Origin of the sequence: Nostoc sp. (assembly GCF_036918015.1) — a bacterium.
Classification (GTDB): domain Bacteria; phylum Cyanobacteriota; class Cyanobacteriia; order Cyanobacteriales; family Nostocaceae; genus Nostoc.
Genome location: NZ_JBALEO010000098.1, coordinates 324,863 through 340,067, shown reverse-complemented (window position 1 = coordinate 340,067; position 15,205 = coordinate 324,863). Strand labels below are relative to the sequence as shown.

General features: G+C 42.1%; 17 protein-coding genes, 1 tRNA gene and 1 other annotated feature. Of the genes, 11 read left to right on the top strand and 7 right to left on the bottom strand.

The features are described from left to right. Window positions 1-45: 45 nt before the first annotated feature. Window positions 46-1,965: a transketolase C-terminal domain-containing protein gene (locus V7K61_RS32155; RefSeq protein ID WP_335059937.1), complete on the bottom strand. Its 1,920-nt coding sequence runs from the start codon at window positions 1,963-1,965 to the stop codon at window positions 46-48. 295 nt (window positions 1,966-2,260) lie between these two features. On the opposite strand from V7K61_RS32155, the gene V7K61_RS32150 reads away from it, so the two are divergent. Next, the gene (locus V7K61_RS32150; protein ID WP_104906232.1) at window positions 2,261-3,025 is read left to right on the top strand and encodes a DeoR/GlpR family DNA-binding transcription regulator; all 765 of its coding nucleotides are present in this window, start codon (window positions 2,261-2,263) and stop codon (window positions 3,023-3,025) included. A gap of 128 nt (window positions 3,026-3,153) precedes the next feature. Here the strand turns inward: V7K61_RS32150 and V7K61_RS32145 are convergent, their stop codons facing one another. Then, a complete protein-coding gene (locus V7K61_RS32145) occupies window positions 3,154-3,693 on the bottom strand; it encodes a DUF3172 domain-containing protein (protein WP_334840063.1) in 540 nt (179 codons plus the stop codon). 604 nt (window positions 3,694-4,297) lie between these two features. On the opposite strand from V7K61_RS32145, the gene V7K61_RS32140 reads away from it, so the two are divergent. Beyond that, window positions 4,298-5,125 carry an ABC transporter permease gene (locus V7K61_RS32140; protein ID WP_335059934.1) on the top strand — a complete coding sequence of 276 codons (828 nt, stop codon included), beginning with the start codon at window positions 4,298-4,300 and terminating at the stop codon, window positions 5,123-5,125. A gap of 8 nt (window positions 5,126-5,133) precedes the next feature. Here the strand turns inward: V7K61_RS32140 and V7K61_RS32135 are convergent, their stop codons facing one another. Further along, the gene (locus V7K61_RS32135; RefSeq protein ID WP_335059932.1) at window positions 5,134-5,316 is read right to left on the bottom strand and encodes a hypothetical protein; all 183 of its coding nucleotides are present in this window, start codon (window positions 5,314-5,316) and stop codon (window positions 5,134-5,136) included. Window positions 5,317-5,659: 343 nt separating this feature from the next. On the opposite strand from V7K61_RS32135, the gene V7K61_RS32130 reads away from it, so the two are divergent. Continuing rightward, window positions 5,660-6,316, top strand: a complete 657-nt coding sequence (locus tag V7K61_RS32130; RefSeq protein WP_335059930.1) for a hypothetical protein — start codon at window positions 5,660-5,662, stop codon at window positions 6,314-6,316. Between the two features lie 133 nt (window positions 6,317-6,449). On the opposite strand, the gene V7K61_RS32125 is transcribed toward V7K61_RS32130, so the two are convergent. Together V7K61_RS32125 and V7K61_RS32120 are read right to left on the bottom strand one after the other, a co-directional pair. Next, window positions 6,450-7,508 (bottom strand): glycosyltransferase family 4 protein, encoded by a 1,059-nt coding sequence (locus V7K61_RS32125; RefSeq protein WP_335059928.1) that lies wholly within the window; start codon window positions 7,506-7,508, stop codon window positions 6,450-6,452. A gap of 368 nt (window positions 7,509-7,876) precedes the next feature. Beyond that, entirely contained in the window at window positions 7,877-8,821 is a 945-nt protein-coding gene (locus V7K61_RS32120; RefSeq protein WP_335059926.1) for a glycosyltransferase family 2 protein, read from the bottom strand. 153 nt (window positions 8,822-8,974) lie between these two features. On the opposite strand from V7K61_RS32120, the gene rplS reads away from it, so the two are divergent. The 8 genes from rplS (at window position 8,975) to rplL (ending at window position 13,299) form a co-directional block, all read left to right on the top strand. Then, the gene (rplS, locus tag V7K61_RS32115) at window positions 8,975-9,337 is read left to right on the top strand and encodes a 50S ribosomal protein L19 (RefSeq protein ID WP_196527330.1); all 363 of its coding nucleotides are present in this window, start codon (window positions 8,975-8,977) and stop codon (window positions 9,335-9,337) included. 146 nt (window positions 9,338-9,483) lie between these two features. Next, window positions 9,484-9,556: transfer RNA gene (locus V7K61_RS32110), tRNA-Trp, on the top strand. Window positions 9,557-9,745: 189 nt separating this feature from the next. After that, window positions 9,746-9,967 (top strand): preprotein translocase subunit SecE, encoded by a 222-nt coding sequence (gene secE / locus V7K61_RS32105; RefSeq protein WP_099102704.1) that lies wholly within the window; start codon window positions 9,746-9,748, stop codon window positions 9,965-9,967. Next, entirely contained in the window at window positions 9,967-10,617 is a 651-nt protein-coding gene (gene nusG / locus V7K61_RS32100) for a transcription termination/antitermination protein NusG (RefSeq protein WP_094348919.1), read from the top strand. The genes secE and nusG overlap by 1 nt, the downstream gene beginning before the upstream one ends. Before the next feature lie 6 nt (window positions 10,618-10,623). Then, the gene (gene rplK, locus V7K61_RS32095) at window positions 10,624-11,049 is read left to right on the top strand and encodes a 50S ribosomal protein L11 (protein WP_099102703.1); all 426 of its coding nucleotides are present in this window, start codon (window positions 10,624-10,626) and stop codon (window positions 11,047-11,049) included. Between the two features lie 130 nt (window positions 11,050-11,179). After that, the gene (gene rplA / locus V7K61_RS32090; RefSeq protein WP_335011160.1) at window positions 11,180-11,893 is read left to right on the top strand and encodes a 50S ribosomal protein L1; all 714 of its coding nucleotides are present in this window, start codon (window positions 11,180-11,182) and stop codon (window positions 11,891-11,893) included. A gap of 76 nt (window positions 11,894-11,969) precedes the next feature. Then, window positions 11,970-12,138, top strand: a sequence feature (ribosomal protein L10 leader region). 63 nt (window positions 12,139-12,201) lie between these two features. Then, entirely contained in the window at window positions 12,202-12,816 is a 615-nt protein-coding gene (gene rplJ / locus V7K61_RS32085) for a 50S ribosomal protein L10 (protein ID WP_335059924.1), read from the top strand. Between the two features lie 93 nt (window positions 12,817-12,909). Further along, on the top strand, window positions 12,910-13,299 hold the full coding sequence (gene rplL / locus V7K61_RS32080) for a 50S ribosomal protein L7/L12 (RefSeq protein ID WP_335059922.1): 390 nt from the start codon (window positions 12,910-12,912) through the stop codon (window positions 13,297-13,299). Between the two features lie 202 nt (window positions 13,300-13,501). On the opposite strand, the gene V7K61_RS32075 is transcribed toward rplL, so the two are convergent. Then, window positions 13,502-14,506 carry a ComEC/Rec2 family competence protein gene (locus V7K61_RS32075; protein WP_335059920.1) on the bottom strand — a complete coding sequence of 335 codons (1,005 nt, stop codon included), beginning with the start codon at window positions 14,504-14,506 and terminating at the stop codon, window positions 13,502-13,504. Further along, window positions 14,499-15,194: a hypothetical protein gene (locus tag V7K61_RS32070; RefSeq protein WP_335059918.1), complete on the bottom strand. Its 696-nt coding sequence runs from the start codon at window positions 15,192-15,194 to the stop codon at window positions 14,499-14,501. The genes V7K61_RS32075 and V7K61_RS32070 overlap by 8 nt, the downstream gene beginning before the upstream one ends. Between the last annotated feature and the right edge of the window lie 11 nt (window positions 15,195-15,205).

Below are 15,205 nucleotides of genomic sequence, written 5' to 3'. Positions count from 1 at the left end.
GGGGCATGGAAAATCGAACCAATGCACCATGCCCTAATAAATGAATTATTTTTTTCCAGCTAACTCCTTCACCTTGTTGATGATGCTCGCTGGATCGATACCTTGATATGGGTACTGTTCCCACAAACCGCCGCAACCTTCTTTATGAGTTCCGAGATGGGCATATTTGGGAGTCAACCCCCGCTCTAGTAGCCAGGAACCGAAACGGCTACCTAAGCCAGTGCGACGGTTGAAGGGTTCTACTACAAGCACAAAAGGAGTATTACCAACTTTGGTAATTATTTCTTCATCAATGGTGTTTAAAGTTGCTTTGTTAATCAAACCAACGTCTAGCCCTTCTTGCTTCAGACGCTCTACAGCATCCAGGGAACGGTAGAGAGCATCGCCAAAACTGATAATGTAGCCTTGCGTCCCTTCTCGTATAACTTCATCTTTACCGGGAACAAATTTATAACCACTTCCAAAGAAGTCATTGCCGTTGCTGTCCTTAATGTTGGGGACTTTGGAACGGGTGGAGAAAATAAACCGCAGTCCAGGCTCAAAGAATATGGCTTCTACACAAGCTGTCATTTGATTAACATCTGCTGGGAAGTACAACTGTGTTTGGTAGCCATCATCCAAGCCATTGTCGGCAAACATATTGTTCAAACCGAAGTGGCAGGTGTTATCTGCCATATCATCTATACCCGCATGAGAAAAGTGACACAGAACATTAGAATAGTTCAGCCGTGCCATTGTAATTTCTGAGATACACATTTCTAAGAAGGCGCTGAAGGTCGCAAAAATACCTTGCTTGCCTTTCTCCATCCCAAATCCAGCCGCAGCAGAGAAGTTGCTCCGTTCCATAATGCCGGAGGAAATAAATATTTCCGGGTATGTATCGTGAATTTTTTTCAAACCGCAGGAGCCTTCTAAGTCACTATCAATGACCTTAATTTTTTCTTTACGCTCCGCCTCACTCATGCGACTGAGGACACCCACCACGGCTTCACCAAACACATTGCGGTTAGCGCCCCATTTGTCACTAGAACCCAGAAATGTATATGTTTGTTTGGGTTTCTCAATACTTTTAAGGTATTCGACAGCCGCAGTTTGTCCACGAGATTCTAGATACTTAACTGCTAAATCTACAGGAATTACATCATGACCATGAGTAGAGCCTTCTAAACCTTCAATACCAGGACACATCGGACGTTTATTGATAACAGCGATCGCTCCGGGAGTATTTACAGCTTCGCAAATACGATGGTATAAATCGTCTAAGTCTTCCCCGTCTCCCTGAAGTACTTTCAACCCGTGCCCTTCTAAGGTTTTGGCGACACTAAAACCAGGTAAATATTTAGAAGGATGTCCGGCGATCGTGACATCATTATCATCAATGAGCAGCTTGACGTTGAGATGTTGAGCAACAGCCAAGCGAGCCGCTTCAGCATCGTTGCCTTCTTGCTGAGAGCCATCAGAACCGAGACAGAAAACAGCCTTGCCTGGATTCGCCATTGCCACACCATTGATGTAAGGCCAAACATGGCCCAGGCGGCCAGAACTAAATTTCACACCAGGAGTTAGCCCTAATTCGGGGTGTCCCGGTAAATGGGAATGTGCTTGGCGATAGTGTAAAAGTTGCTCGGCAGGTAAGTCACCATGCAACGTTGCCATTAAATATTGGGTGGCGACTCGATGTCCTGCTTCATCAAAGAAAATCGGTACAAATTGCTCCGATGCTCCCCGAAAAAAGGCATCAAGGATCGTTACCTCTGGCACTGTATCATAAGGCCCACCAGTATGACCGCCCACTCCGCTAGCAGCGCCAGTTGCTGTAAAAAAGACGATCGCATCCCGGCAGAGTTGAATATTCGCTTTGAGAGTCTCTCGCTGTTGGGCGGTAAGGCTGGAATTTGCTGGATTGAGCGCTAAAGGTTTGTAAGCACTGAGATCGATCGGAAATTGGGTATTAATAATAGTCATGGTTTATTGATTGAATGAAAAACAATTTGAACAGACCGAATGCGCGATCGCACTACAAAAAAATTGTTAAAACCCAGATTGGGCAACAATTATCCAAGCTCAAGTTAACCACTCGGAACCGTTGTGGAACCGTATGATTTCATCAAATGCCAAAATCAATAAATTCAATTGTGCATGAATGTGCTTGAATTCAGTTGAAGTTACGGATTACCGTACAAAAACTTGCATATCAATAAGTATAAACTCACAAAAACGCAATTTCAAGTCCAAAAACGCAATTTCAGGAAAATTAATTATGCTAACTGCTGAACGACGACAATTCATCTTAGAAATTCTGCGTCGTGATAAAAAGGTACTTTCGACAGAACTTAGTGCTGTTCTCAAAGTTTCTGAGGATACGATTCGGCGGGATTTGCGAGAACTGGCAGAAACGGGACTATTGCAACGCGTTCATGGGGGAGCGCTGCTCAAATCTCCAGCCACCGCTAGTTATGCCGATCGCCAAAAGCAAGCGCCAAAAGAAAAGGAAGCGATCGCTCGGACAGCAGCAAAATTAGTTTGTACAGGACAAGTGGTGATTTTAGATGGAGGTACGACAACTCTCCAAGTAACCCGTCATTTACCCCTAGATTTGCACGCAACAGTGATCACAAATAGTCCACCAATAGCAGTTGCTTTAGCAGAACATCCCCATATAGAGGTTGTGATGTTAGGTGGACAACTCTACAAAAAAGCTTTGGTGAACGTGGGTACTGTCACAATTGAGACATTACGGATGATTCGTGCAGATTTGTGTATGTTGGGAGTTTGCAGTTTGCATCCAGAAGTTGGGATTAGTGTACCTAACCTAGACGAAGCCCATGTCAAACGAGCCATGATTGCTGGATCGGCTGAGGTAGTGGGATTAGTGACAGCAGAAAAACTAGACACGGCTGCTCCTTATCTAGTGGAGTCTATTCATGCCCTGACTTACCTAGTAACAGCACCAACAGTTTCTAATAATATGCTGAGTGCCTACAAAGCTTTAGGTTTAACAATTATACGTGATGAGTACGAGTGACCTGATTTTGAAGAGGCGATCGCTGGGATTGGGGAGCAGGGGGCAAGGGGGCAGGGAGATGAGGGCACAAGGAGATAAACAAAACTCCTAACTCCTAACTCTTAACTCCTAACGCCCAATGCCCAAATCTAAAATCTGTCCGTTTCTTGAGGAGTTCCAACTGCTCCTGGTTGAGCCGTAAAGAAGTTTTGAGCAGCTTCATTCTGATATATACACCTAATATCAGGTTTGTCACTGTCCAAGTTACCTGTAAAGCCAAAGGTGTTCAGGCGATTTTTGCACTCATTTACCTGATCGGATGTCACCAACTTACGTTGCTCTAAAAGTGCCCAGTTATTTTGTCGGATCACGCATCCAGGACGCATACTAGGCTGGGCAACATAGACATTGAAGGGGTTGAGAGTGACGAACAGTCTAGCGTCCATCACCATCGCACTGGCTCCGTACTGCACACAAATTTCCGGGTTTGGTGCTTTGGTGTCTATAAATTCACGAGAAGCTACATTTGATGGAGCCAATGTGGTTGTAGAACTAAAAGCAATGCCAATCCCAATTCCCAAAATCAACACCCCTCCCATAATTGCGATGGTGGTGAAGTTAAATAGAGGGGATTGGAAAATAGAGGGTTTAGGAGTAGTAGCCGATCTACCAGTAGATTTACGTCTCATTGTTGCTTAATCACCTTCACGCCGATTTGGGAGGGAGTGGTCTAAAGTTTTTTCTCCCTCTTTCAGTATGCCTATTCTTGACTGTAATTGCCTGTGACTTTCTCTGCGATCTTCTTGTTAAATGAGAAAAATACGAATTTATCTAGATTTTTGGGCAGAATTTCAATATCATACACTGTGGCGAAAGTTTGCTTACCTTATACAAGTTAGTCAAGCAACTTGTTTGGCTAATTGAAATGATAGCTGAATTTATGCCAAGCCGTACTAGTCGCTGATTGTTTCCATCTGAAATAATTAGTGAGTATTTTCCTTTATTTGCTCATTAACTAATTGTTATTAGTTATAACCTTGGCGCGCTTGTTGCCGCTCTTGATTTTATTAATAAATTCTGGTTTTAATTTGTCAATTGTAGCATAGTTGTGATTTTTATCAGATAGAACTAACTTAATTTTCATAAGTAATCTAGTCAGAATGCTTAAACTATCTAATTTGTATTGTTAATTTTAAATTTTGAGAATGAGATATTTTTGTTACCCCTAGTAATTGATGTGTAAAACAATGTAAATTAACATTTAATGAAATTTAAACAAATAATTAAAAGCACGTGACATTTCAAAGAGCGCTACCTTCGGGCAAGAGGTTCAAAACTTCGCAACTTCAAATCTTTCTGGCTGATAGTCTGACTATTTTTTGGGGAGATTGGTTAGATTTACGCGTGAGAATTTTACCTGTTGCGGCATCAGGCTTAATATCGCCACTGATATATATTTTAGCTTTTGGCTTGGGTTTGGGTAGTTCCATCAAACCCGGTTCAGGAATTAGTGGTAATTATGACAACTATTTGGAATTTATATTACCGGGAATGGTGGCGCTGTCGTCGATGACGGTTAGCTTTGCTGGAACGACATTTTCAATTTGTGGAGACAGACTATTTACCAAAACCTTTGAGGAATTGTTGTTAACTCCCATAAACCCCTTAGCTTTGTACATCGGGAAAATGCTGGCGGGAGTCGTGCGGGGTTTGATGACTTCCGGTTCCGTGATTTTGGTAGCGCTGCTGTTGACTGGAAACTGGAATTTTCTCAACCCACTATTTTTACTGTTGGTGGCGCTGAATTGTTCGGTATTTGCTGGATTAGGGGTGATTATAGGGTTGAGTGTGCGATCGCTCGAATCAGTCGGACTCTACAATAATTTTATCATTATCCCCATGTCCTTCTTAGGAGCAACGTTCTTTGACCCTGCGACATTACCAGCGGCTCTCAAAGTTGTAGTTTACCTTTTGCCACTAACCTACACCAGCATTGGATTGCGTGCAGTTGCACATCTACCCTTGTCTCAGTTTCCTTGGTACAGTATACCGATTTTGCTGGTAGTTGCGATCGCACTTTCTCTCTGGGGTGGTTATAAATTTGCTCATCAACAAGATTAAAGCCTTGATTACAACCTGTGCTTTAACTGTTGAATTTTCTGTAAAACTTTTTCCCGATGCTGCGTTAGCTCGATCCATCGCGGTAGGCGACTGGCAAGACTGCCATTGTGCCAGCCTAAGGGACAACGTACTATAATTTCTTGCTCAAAATCAGCAAGTCGTTTGCCATAGTCTCTAAATCTTATAACCATTTCATCTCAAACCTGCTACTAGCATCCCGTTAAGACAAAATAAACCACAGTTCATTAGCAGTCAGGGTAATTACTTATGATTCACACATTGTCTAATCTGTCAATGCATAAGTTATAATTTGGATTTTTTATAAAGATTGCGTGAAATTACTAGTTATCATGATAAAGCATTACAAGAATTGCTTTATAAATCAACCTATGAGTAAATATCAACTCAGCGAGCAAACACACATTAACCACTATTTATCTAGCAGATAGATAGCAGTTTAAAAGTGAGTTTTTGCTGTTTGATTTAAACCACGAGGTGTAGCACTCTGTTAATCAATATCCAAAGGACACAAATATGACTAGAATTGCCACAAAAATAGCCTTGTCTGTTCTCGGAGCAGCAGGAATTAGTTTTTTGTCTTGGACACCAGCAAGAGCCGTCATTTTTGTAGAACCCATTGTGACGACTAAAAATCAAGATGTACTCGACGCAAAAAAACCAAGAACCCTTACAGGGTTTTTACCAGGGCAAGTAATAGAATATGGTGTTCCAGATGTAGCTAATAACTTTCTAAATGCTACCGGATACGATATAAATAGCTTGGTCTTTGATTTAAAAACACTGTCTTATAGTAATCCGAATTCTACTCCAGCACTTGATAATGAAACAGTGGAGTGGGGAGATGTTAATGGAGATGGGAAGATTGGTAACTCTGCTAACCCCGATCTAAAGGATATTTTTACAAACATTACCATTGCTGGTAGTACTATCACTTTTAGTGGTGGCGTCATCCCAAACGGAACCCTGTTTTACAATCCATTCGCTACCCTGCCTAATCTAGCGCCAGGTGCTGGAATCATTCCACCAATTCCAGCAGACCAAGAAGATAAAGATGGGCCGATCAGGGTGGCTTCTTATTACACAGCTGTTCCTGAATCAACTAACGTTTTGGGCGTACTGGTTTTTGGCGCTTTAGGCGTAGCTTTAAAATTAAAGCGATCGCTCTGTTAAGGGGACTGGGGAAGAAGCAGGGGAGCAGGGGAGCAGGGGAGCAGGGGAGCAGGGGAGCAGAGGAGAAGTTGCAATAAGTTTTTCCCCTCTGCTCCTCTGCCCCTCCGCACCTCTGCCTCTTGTGCCCATACCCTCATTCTGTAATTAACTCACGATACACTGTCATTGTTTCCTGATGGACGCGGGCAACACTCAGCCTTTCTAGGTTTTTCTTTGCCCGCTGTTTCCACTCTTGCAGCATCTCGGCATTACTCAGTAATTGCACTAAAACCCCAGCTAAAGCATGACTATCTTTTGCTGGCACCAAAAGACCTGCTCGCCCGTTGTCTAAAGCTTCAGGAATCCCGTCTACCTGAGTGCCAACGATCGCAGTTCCAGTTTCTCTAGCTTCCGAAAGTACCAAAGGGCAAGGGTCACGGTGAGAAGCCAGCACAAATATGTCACAAGATATCAGATAGCGTTGAGGTTCCGGTTGAAAGCCTTCAAAATGAATGCGTTCTTTTACAGAAGTTGCTTGTGCCTGCGCCTCAAATAGCTGTTTATCAGGGCCATTTCCTACCAAATAAAGATGGGCTTGGGGAAAATCTGAGGCAATTTGTTCAAAGGCAGCAATTAACTCAGCAATTCCCTTGCGTTGATACATTCCGGCTACAGTGGCGATCGCTGGATGTTGTAATGGTAAAGGTAGATAATCTTGTATCTGTCGGGTGCGGGGACTGCCTAAAGTGCCGTTACATACTACCCGCAACTTGTTTTCTGGAATACCGCGCCTAATCATAGAATCACATACAGCCTGACTGACAGCAATTACTCTGTCAGCTAAACCCATCAGCAAGCTAGCACGCTGAAATTCGTTGTGGACTGTAGAAACTAAAGCATATTTGTTTCCTTTGAAAATACGTGCTAATATTACCCCCGTCATCATGTGGGCATGAACAATATCCGGCTGAAATTCAGCTGCGATCGCTCGGTAACGTATAGCTGCTTTAATCGTATTTAGCGGTTTCCTGCTTTGGTCTAAATGGTAATGTTTGACACCACAAAGCTCTAGTAAAGCCTCGTATTCACCACCAGCAGAAACAACCGCAACCTCATAACCAGATTTTGCCTGTAGACAAGCCAGATCCACAGCCACATTCACAATACCGTTACCTATTTCTTGAACGTGGTTCAAAATATGTATGATTCGCATAATGTTTAACAAATGTATAAAAATTTAAGATAAGTAACTAAGTGTAAATCAACATAATTGTTGAGGTTATTAGTGACAACTCAAAAGTAGCCAGTAGTGTATAAAATTGACCACTTGCTACTGACTAACAGCGCTTCTAACCAGTTACTTAGCTTAAAGACTTATTCAGTAACGGCTCGATAAATCGGGGTAAAACTCCAAAATTCTGAAGACTGAATCTGCTATTTCAGTCGCTTTGCTATTTCCCAATGCCTACAACCAGTAACAAATTTCATAAATTCATAGTGGTGAATAGACAAATAGTGAGGACTTTAGCCCTCACTATAAAATAAATTTTTTATTCTGAGTGATTTTGCCAGACATCATAATTACGACTCAATCAACACAAGTTTACGAACCTGGGAATTGTTCCCCTGAGTGCGGCGTGATGAAACAGCAGTTAGCAAAAACTTCCAAGACCGAGGAGAAATTATGGACGGATCTATCATTGAAAGAAAACTCTTGAGATTTTTTTGCTTCAGTGCTACTAAAATCCAATGGAGTTTCAGGTAATTTTTTATATCTTGAAGCAAAGGAATATTTGACCGATGTTCCTCGTTTACCAAGGCGTAAATTTTCTCTTTCATCAAAATATTTGTCGCCAATCGCCGAGATAGAGAAAACTTTTGATTATACGCACCTGGCCAGATAGTGCGGTAAGCAAGACACTGGTTGAAGAAAATCGCATCGCCAAACTGGGCAATCCGAATCCAAGAATCGATGTCATCACAGTTAGCATCGAGTGTGGAGTCCCAACCACCAGTTTGTAGGAAAGCATCACGCCGGCAAGCTACTTGTACAGGCGTGCCAAAAGGTACAAGCTCTAAAAGCATACCGTAGTGAATATCGGCTTGGGGGATATAAAAAGCTAAACCGGGGCCAACTTGAGGGGTGCGAGAGAGTTCAAATTCATTGCCATCGACCTGAGCCGCCACACAAGAGCAGATTACAGCATCGGGACGAAGTGCGATCGCCTTTGCCATCTCTTCTATACAGTTGGGCGCTAAATAGTCGTCATCATCTAAAAACTTAATCCAGTCGCCGCTAGCTTTGGCAACTCCAGCATTCACCGTTGCTGCATGACCAAGGTTAATTTCGTTACGATGGTAAACAACCTTATCGCCTAAACTTTGGAGATAGGTTTGGGTGTCATCAGATGAACAGTCATCGGCAACAACCACCTCACACTCAATTGTTTGGTTACGAGCCGAATCAATTGCTCTTTTCAGCAAATTCAAGCGATTATAGGTACTGATGACAACGCTAAATTTCATAAATTTTACCCCTATGGTACAGCAATCTGCAATATAGCTTTGATCTTTAGACCGTTGTATCAGTAAAATTATCAATCCCAACAAGTAGACTGAAATAGGATTATCGATTTATCATTGATGATCGTGAGTTTTTTTTAAGCAGACAGAAAGACTATGAACGCTCAAGAGATTATCCGCTCCATTGAAGCGGAACACATAAAATCGAATTTGCCCGACATTTATGTGGGCGACACTGTAAAAGTGGGAGTGAAAATCAAAGAAGGCGAAAAATACCGCGTCCAACCCTACGAGGGAGTAGTAATTGCCAAGCGCAATGGTGGCATCAACGAAACTATTACAGTTCGTAAGGTTTTCCAAGGCGTGGGCGTTGAGCGAGTATTTTTGCTGCATTCTCCCCGCATTGACAGCATCAAAGTATTACGTCGCGGTAAAGTCCGCCGTGCTAAACTTTATTATCTCCGCGATCGCGTAGGTAAGGCAACCCGAATCAAGCAACGGTTTGACCGCCCTTTGTGATTCGTCCTTCAATCATTATGGGAGAAATCTCAAGCGGCATCTGCCGCTGACTTGTTTTCCCAACAAAATTAAGGTATGATATAAATCGCATATTGCGTTAAACTGAAATTTAGTTCAGCGCAATCAGCGAATCAAAAACAGCTTGTGCGCTCTTAGTTCAGTTGGTAGAACGCAGGTCTCCAAAACCTGATGTCGGGGGTTCAAGTCCTCCAGGGCGCGCTCAAGAGCAAAAAAACAAAGCCCGAAATAATTACGCGGCTGCTAATATAGCAGTTAGCGCTAATAATTTCGGGTAAACTTATTGTATTTGCAGTTGTTTTGCTTCCAGTAAGTGAAATAGAGTCGAAACTGCAAAACCGAGATGACAATTAAACAGGATCTAGTATAAGAAACGGGGGATAAAAGGTCGTGGCCAAAAAAAGTGAAGCAGAATTGCCAGAAACCACAAATGGGTTTAGCTTTGGCAACTTCATACAGGGAACCAAAGAAGAACTTGAAAAAGTAGTTTGGCCCAGTCGGAAACAGATAGTGAGCGAATCCGCCGCTGTGTTGTTAATGGTGGCACTCTCCGCATCTTTGATATACTTGGTCGATGGATTGTTTGCTTGGGCAGCAAAACAGGTGTTCTAATGAGTTTTGCAACAGATGAACCACGCAACTCAATGTTGCAGTCAGAGGAAACAGCAGAAGCAGCAGAAGCAGCAGAAGCAGCGTCAAAAGAAGCACGCTGGTATGCAGTACAAGTAGCTTCAGGCTGTGAAAAGCGTGTAAAGACTAACTTAGAGCAACGCATTCAAACTTTTGATGTCGCTGACAAAATTATCCAGGTAGAAATTCCGCAGACGCCAGCGGTGAAAATCCGTAAAGATGGCAGTCGCCAGCATACAGAAGAAAAAGTTTTCCCTGGTTATGTGCTAGTGCGGATGATGATGGATGATGATACTTGGCAGGTGGTACGCAACACCTCTCATGTAATTAACTTTGTCGGTTCAGAACAAAAACGTGGTAGCAGTAAGGGTCGCGGTCATGTCAACCCCATACCACTGAGTTCTTCAGAAGTTGAACGTATATTCAAACAAACCAGCGAACAAGAAGCTGTTGTCAAAATTGACATGGCTACTGGTGATAAGATAATGGTGCTTTCTGGTCCATTTAAAGACTTTGAAGGCGAGGTAATTGAAGTCTCTCCAGAACGGAGTAAACTTAAAGCCTTGCTCTCAATTTTCGGCAGGGATACACCAGTAGAATTGGAATTTAATCAGGTAGAGAAACAGAGTTAAATACAAATGGCGAAGAAAGTAGTGGCGGTCATTAAACTGGCCCTGAATGCTGGAAAAGCCAACCCAGCACCGCCAGTTGGTCCCGCCTTGGGTCAACATGGTGTCAACATCATGATGTTTTGTAAAGAGTACAACGCCAAAACAGCAGACCAAGCTGGAATGGTGATACCTGTAGAAATTTCGGTTTTTGAAGACCGGAGTTTTACATTCGTACTCAAAACGCCACCCGCATCAGTACTGATTCGGAAGGCGGCGAAAGTTGAAAAAGGCTCGAATGAACCCAACAAAAAGAAGGTTGGGTCAATAACCAAAGCGCAATTGCAAGAGATAGCCCAAACCAAACTCCCCGACCTCAATGCCAACGATATCGAAGCGGCAATGAAGATTGTGGCAGGAACGGCTAAAAATATGGGTGTAACAGTCACAGACTAAGAAAGTTATGAGTTATGAGTTATGAGTTATGAGTTTTAAATTAGTAACTCCTCATTCCTAACTTCCTAATCTAAAATCCAAAATTTTATCGGGGGAGAGGCGAGGCTTCGGAATTACCCCAGGAGAACAAATGCCAAAAATATCGCGTCGTTTGCAGGGTCTGCAAGCAAAAGTAGAAGAAAAAGATTATCATCCGCTAGAGGCTTTAGCCCTTCTCAAAGACACAGCAACAGCTAAATTTACCGAAGCTGCGGAAGCGCATATCCGGTTGGGAATTGACCCCAAGTATACAGACCAACAGTTGCGGACAACGGTAGCACTGCCCAAAGGTACAGGACAAATCGTCCGCGTGGCGGTGATAGCCAGAGGCGAAAAGGTAAACGAAGCGAGCAACGCTGGTGCTGATATAGTTGGGTCAGAAGAACTGATTGACGAAATCCAGAAAGGTAGAATGGATTTTGACAAGCTGATTGCCACGCCCGATGTGATGCCACAAGTGGCAAAGCTGGGTAAATTGCTTGGGCCGCGTGGTTTGATGCCATCGCCCAAGGGTGGAACCGTAACATTTGATTTAGCAGGTGCGATCGCAGAATTCAAAGCTGGTAAATTAGAATTCCGGGCTGACCGAACTGGTATTGTCCATGTTATGTTTGGTAAGACAACCTTCTCGCCCGAAGATTTGTTAGTCAACCTGAAGGCATTGCAGGAGACGATTGACCGTAACCGTCCTTCAGGAGCTAAAGGTCGCTATTGGCGCACATTTTATGTGTCAGCCACTATGGGGCCATCAATTAAAGTTGATATCAGTGCCCTACGAGATTTGAAACTGAGTGAAGCAGCGTAATTTTTGGTCATTAGTCATTAGTCATTAGTCATTTGTAAAGACAAAAACAAAGGACGAAGGACAAATGACAAATGACAAAATTAAATAGGCAAAGCCGGAGACAGCAGGTGCTAATAGCTTAAATATCCTGCCGAGGTTAAAACTCTAATTGTCAAAATCATCACGCATAAAGGTGTGATAACTATGGCATCACGAGTCTTACTACTCAACCCCGGCTAAATTAGCTGGGGTTTGTTGTTTGGGTTCAGGTTGAGAAATAAACGTAAAAGTAGGGCAATCACCGATTGTTTTAAGGAGGTGAGATTGGAATGGGTAGAACACTAGAAAATAAAAAAGAAATAGTAGCTGACCTCAAAGAAACTTTGAGTGCGTCAACTCTGGCACTGGTAATTGACTATCAGGGGCTGACAGTTTCGGAAATCACAGACTTACGGCGGCGGTTACGTCCCAGTGGCACTGTTTGTAAGGTTACGAAGAACACCTTAATGGGCATTGCCATTGAAGGTGATGAAAAATGGCAGCCTTTGTCGGAATTACTCAACGGTGCTTCCGCCTTTTTGCTGGTAAAAGAAGATTTTTCATCGGCAATTAAGGCATACCAAGAATTCCAAAAAGTTACCAAGAAGACAGAACTTCGTGGTGGTGTACTGGAAGGTCGCCTACTAAAAGAACCTGATGTCAAGGTACTAGGAGACTTGCCATCTAAGGAACAACTCATCGCACAAATTGCTGGGGCTATCAACGCTTTGGCTACCAAGATTGCTGTGGGTATCAACGAAGTTCCTGGTTCGCTGGCTCGTGCTTTGCAGGCTGTGGCCGACCAAGAGCAAAGTGGTGGTAGTACCGAAACCGCTGCTGTCCAAGATAGCAGCACCGAAAGCACTGCTGAAGGTGATAGTAGCACTGAAACTGCTGCTGAATAGACTTCGTGGTTCATCAGTCAAAAGTCAAAAGTCTATAGTTAAAGACCAATGACCCATGACAAATAAATAATCAAAATTACAGGAGTTATATCAATGTCTGCTGCAACCGATAACATTTTAGAACAACTAAAAACTCTCTCTTTGCTGGAAGCTTCTGAATTAGTCAAGCAAATTGAAGAAGCTTTTGGTGTAAGTGCTGCTGCACCTGTTGGGGTAGCGTTTGCAGGCCCTGGTGCTGCTGCTGCGGCTCCTGAAGCTGTAGAAGAGCAAACTGAGTTTGAAGTGATTCTCGAATCAGTCCCAGCTGATAAGAAGATTGCCGTACTGAAGATTGTCCGGGAATTGACCGGTTTGGGTCTGAAAGAAGCGAAAGACTTGGTGGAAGCTGCGCCCAAGGCAGTTAAAGAAGGTATTGCTAAGGATGCTGCTGAAGATGCTAAGAAGCGCATCGAAGAAGCTGGCGGTAAGGTGACTGTTAAGTAGTCACAATTCTTTTACCAGTTTTTTATTAAGGAGCCTAAGTTAGGCTCCTTTTTTTTTCTAGAGCCGCAAAGTTTTCTGTTGCATATAAAAATACTATTAAGTATTACAACGCTCATTTGTTGTAAAAAGAACAAGGATTAGATTAAGTTAGCTTAATTTGCTTTTTTACCCATTGACGAAAGTTAGCTTTATTTACACCGACCTACTTATCCGGTTTAACGATAGATAAAAACTTTCGACATATTGGGCTAGCTACTTGATTAACAATAAATTCTTTATGTAAAGCCATCTCAGCATAAGTTGTCCTGCTACCATCTATTTTAAGAGTTATAGTTCCTCCACAACAGCTATTACTATTAAGCCCTCTGGCAGGAAGTGTAGTTAAATGTGTAGGCTTTGAACTAGGAAGACTAGTAGTACATTGTTGGGATAATTGAGTGCATAAAATATGAGCATCGGGAACTGAAGAAATAATACCCTCTACTATTTCTGTACGGGGATTATTAAAACGATTACGATCAATTGAGAATATTATTAACTTTGGTTGGATAAAAGTACAAAATTGCTGGGCAAATATTTTAGGATCTGCACTCCCTGGTTTTCCACCATGATGAGGAAAAACAAGTATGTCAGCACTCAAACTCTTTTGATCTTGAATCAAATTATCAAAGCCTACATTATCAATATCTGCTGCTAATATAGCCACTCTGTGAGAATCGTGAACTATACCGATAACGGCTGATATTGAGTTAGAAGTTAATCGCCTTCCTTGTAAATCTGTTCCTCCAGCACCACCTAAATTTAATTCAGGTGTTGGTGCCAGGATTTCTATATTAACTGAACCAATGTTCAAACTTCCTGTTTTTGTTGTTGTCAATTCTGATGAAACGTTAGTTCCAAAACGTTGGCGTGCGTCTTTTAAAGCAATACGGAAATCTAACCAAATTGCACTTTTCTTAATTGCATCAGGGTTTATATGTACGTTGTGAATTTTGATATCTTCATTTGAGAGTAAGTCAATCATACCTCCAATATGATCTGCATCAGAATGGGAAATGAGGATATGTAAAATTTCTTTAATAGATAGATGCTCAAGAGTTTCTGCCAACGTACCCCCATGTGGACAGTCAATAACCATCGCATCATTTGCATCTCTGATTAACGCACAATTTCCATGTCCAACATCTAAAATAATCAATTCAGGCAAGTCCATCATCTTCATCTGGTTCAGGTGCTAATTCAAATTTTTCAAAATATAGGTCATCAGATTTTTCTGCTCCTGTGTTTACGTGAGCAAATAAACGGATATTTGGTTTTAATACAACTCTAATATTTTCTGGAATCAGAGAAGCTGGAAAACGAACAGCCTTATGGGGATTCCAACCCGGAACAAATGCATCTACAACAGGTTCATGAGATTCTTCATCAATATTAGTAATCCTAACTATCGTTCTACGAGGTTTTCTAGTACTCGGTATTTTACCAGAAAGTTCTAAGTTACAATCTTCTATTCCCTTAGCAATGCTTGAAGCGTCGGCTTCTTCTCGACTTAGTAGTATAGGTATTTTATGTCTCCATTTTCTAATCGAAAAAGATGTATCCATTTCTGTATACTGAGTTATTAACAATGATGGGAATTTAAAATCGTATAGATTTGCAACTAATTCTGCTCCATAAAAGTTAGCAAATCCAGAATTACTCAATCGGTGATCGCACACAGCACCTTGAGCATTTTCTCTAATAAGTGATACCAAGTCACTAACATTGCGAAAGTGTCCATTGTCTAATAAAAATGGTTGATAGCCTGCTTCTTCTACTTCCCAAGCTGTTACCTCAGCTAGGTTTTTATCATCATCAACTATAGCTATTTTTAGATTATTCAAAACTTGTGTCATCCTCATAAAAC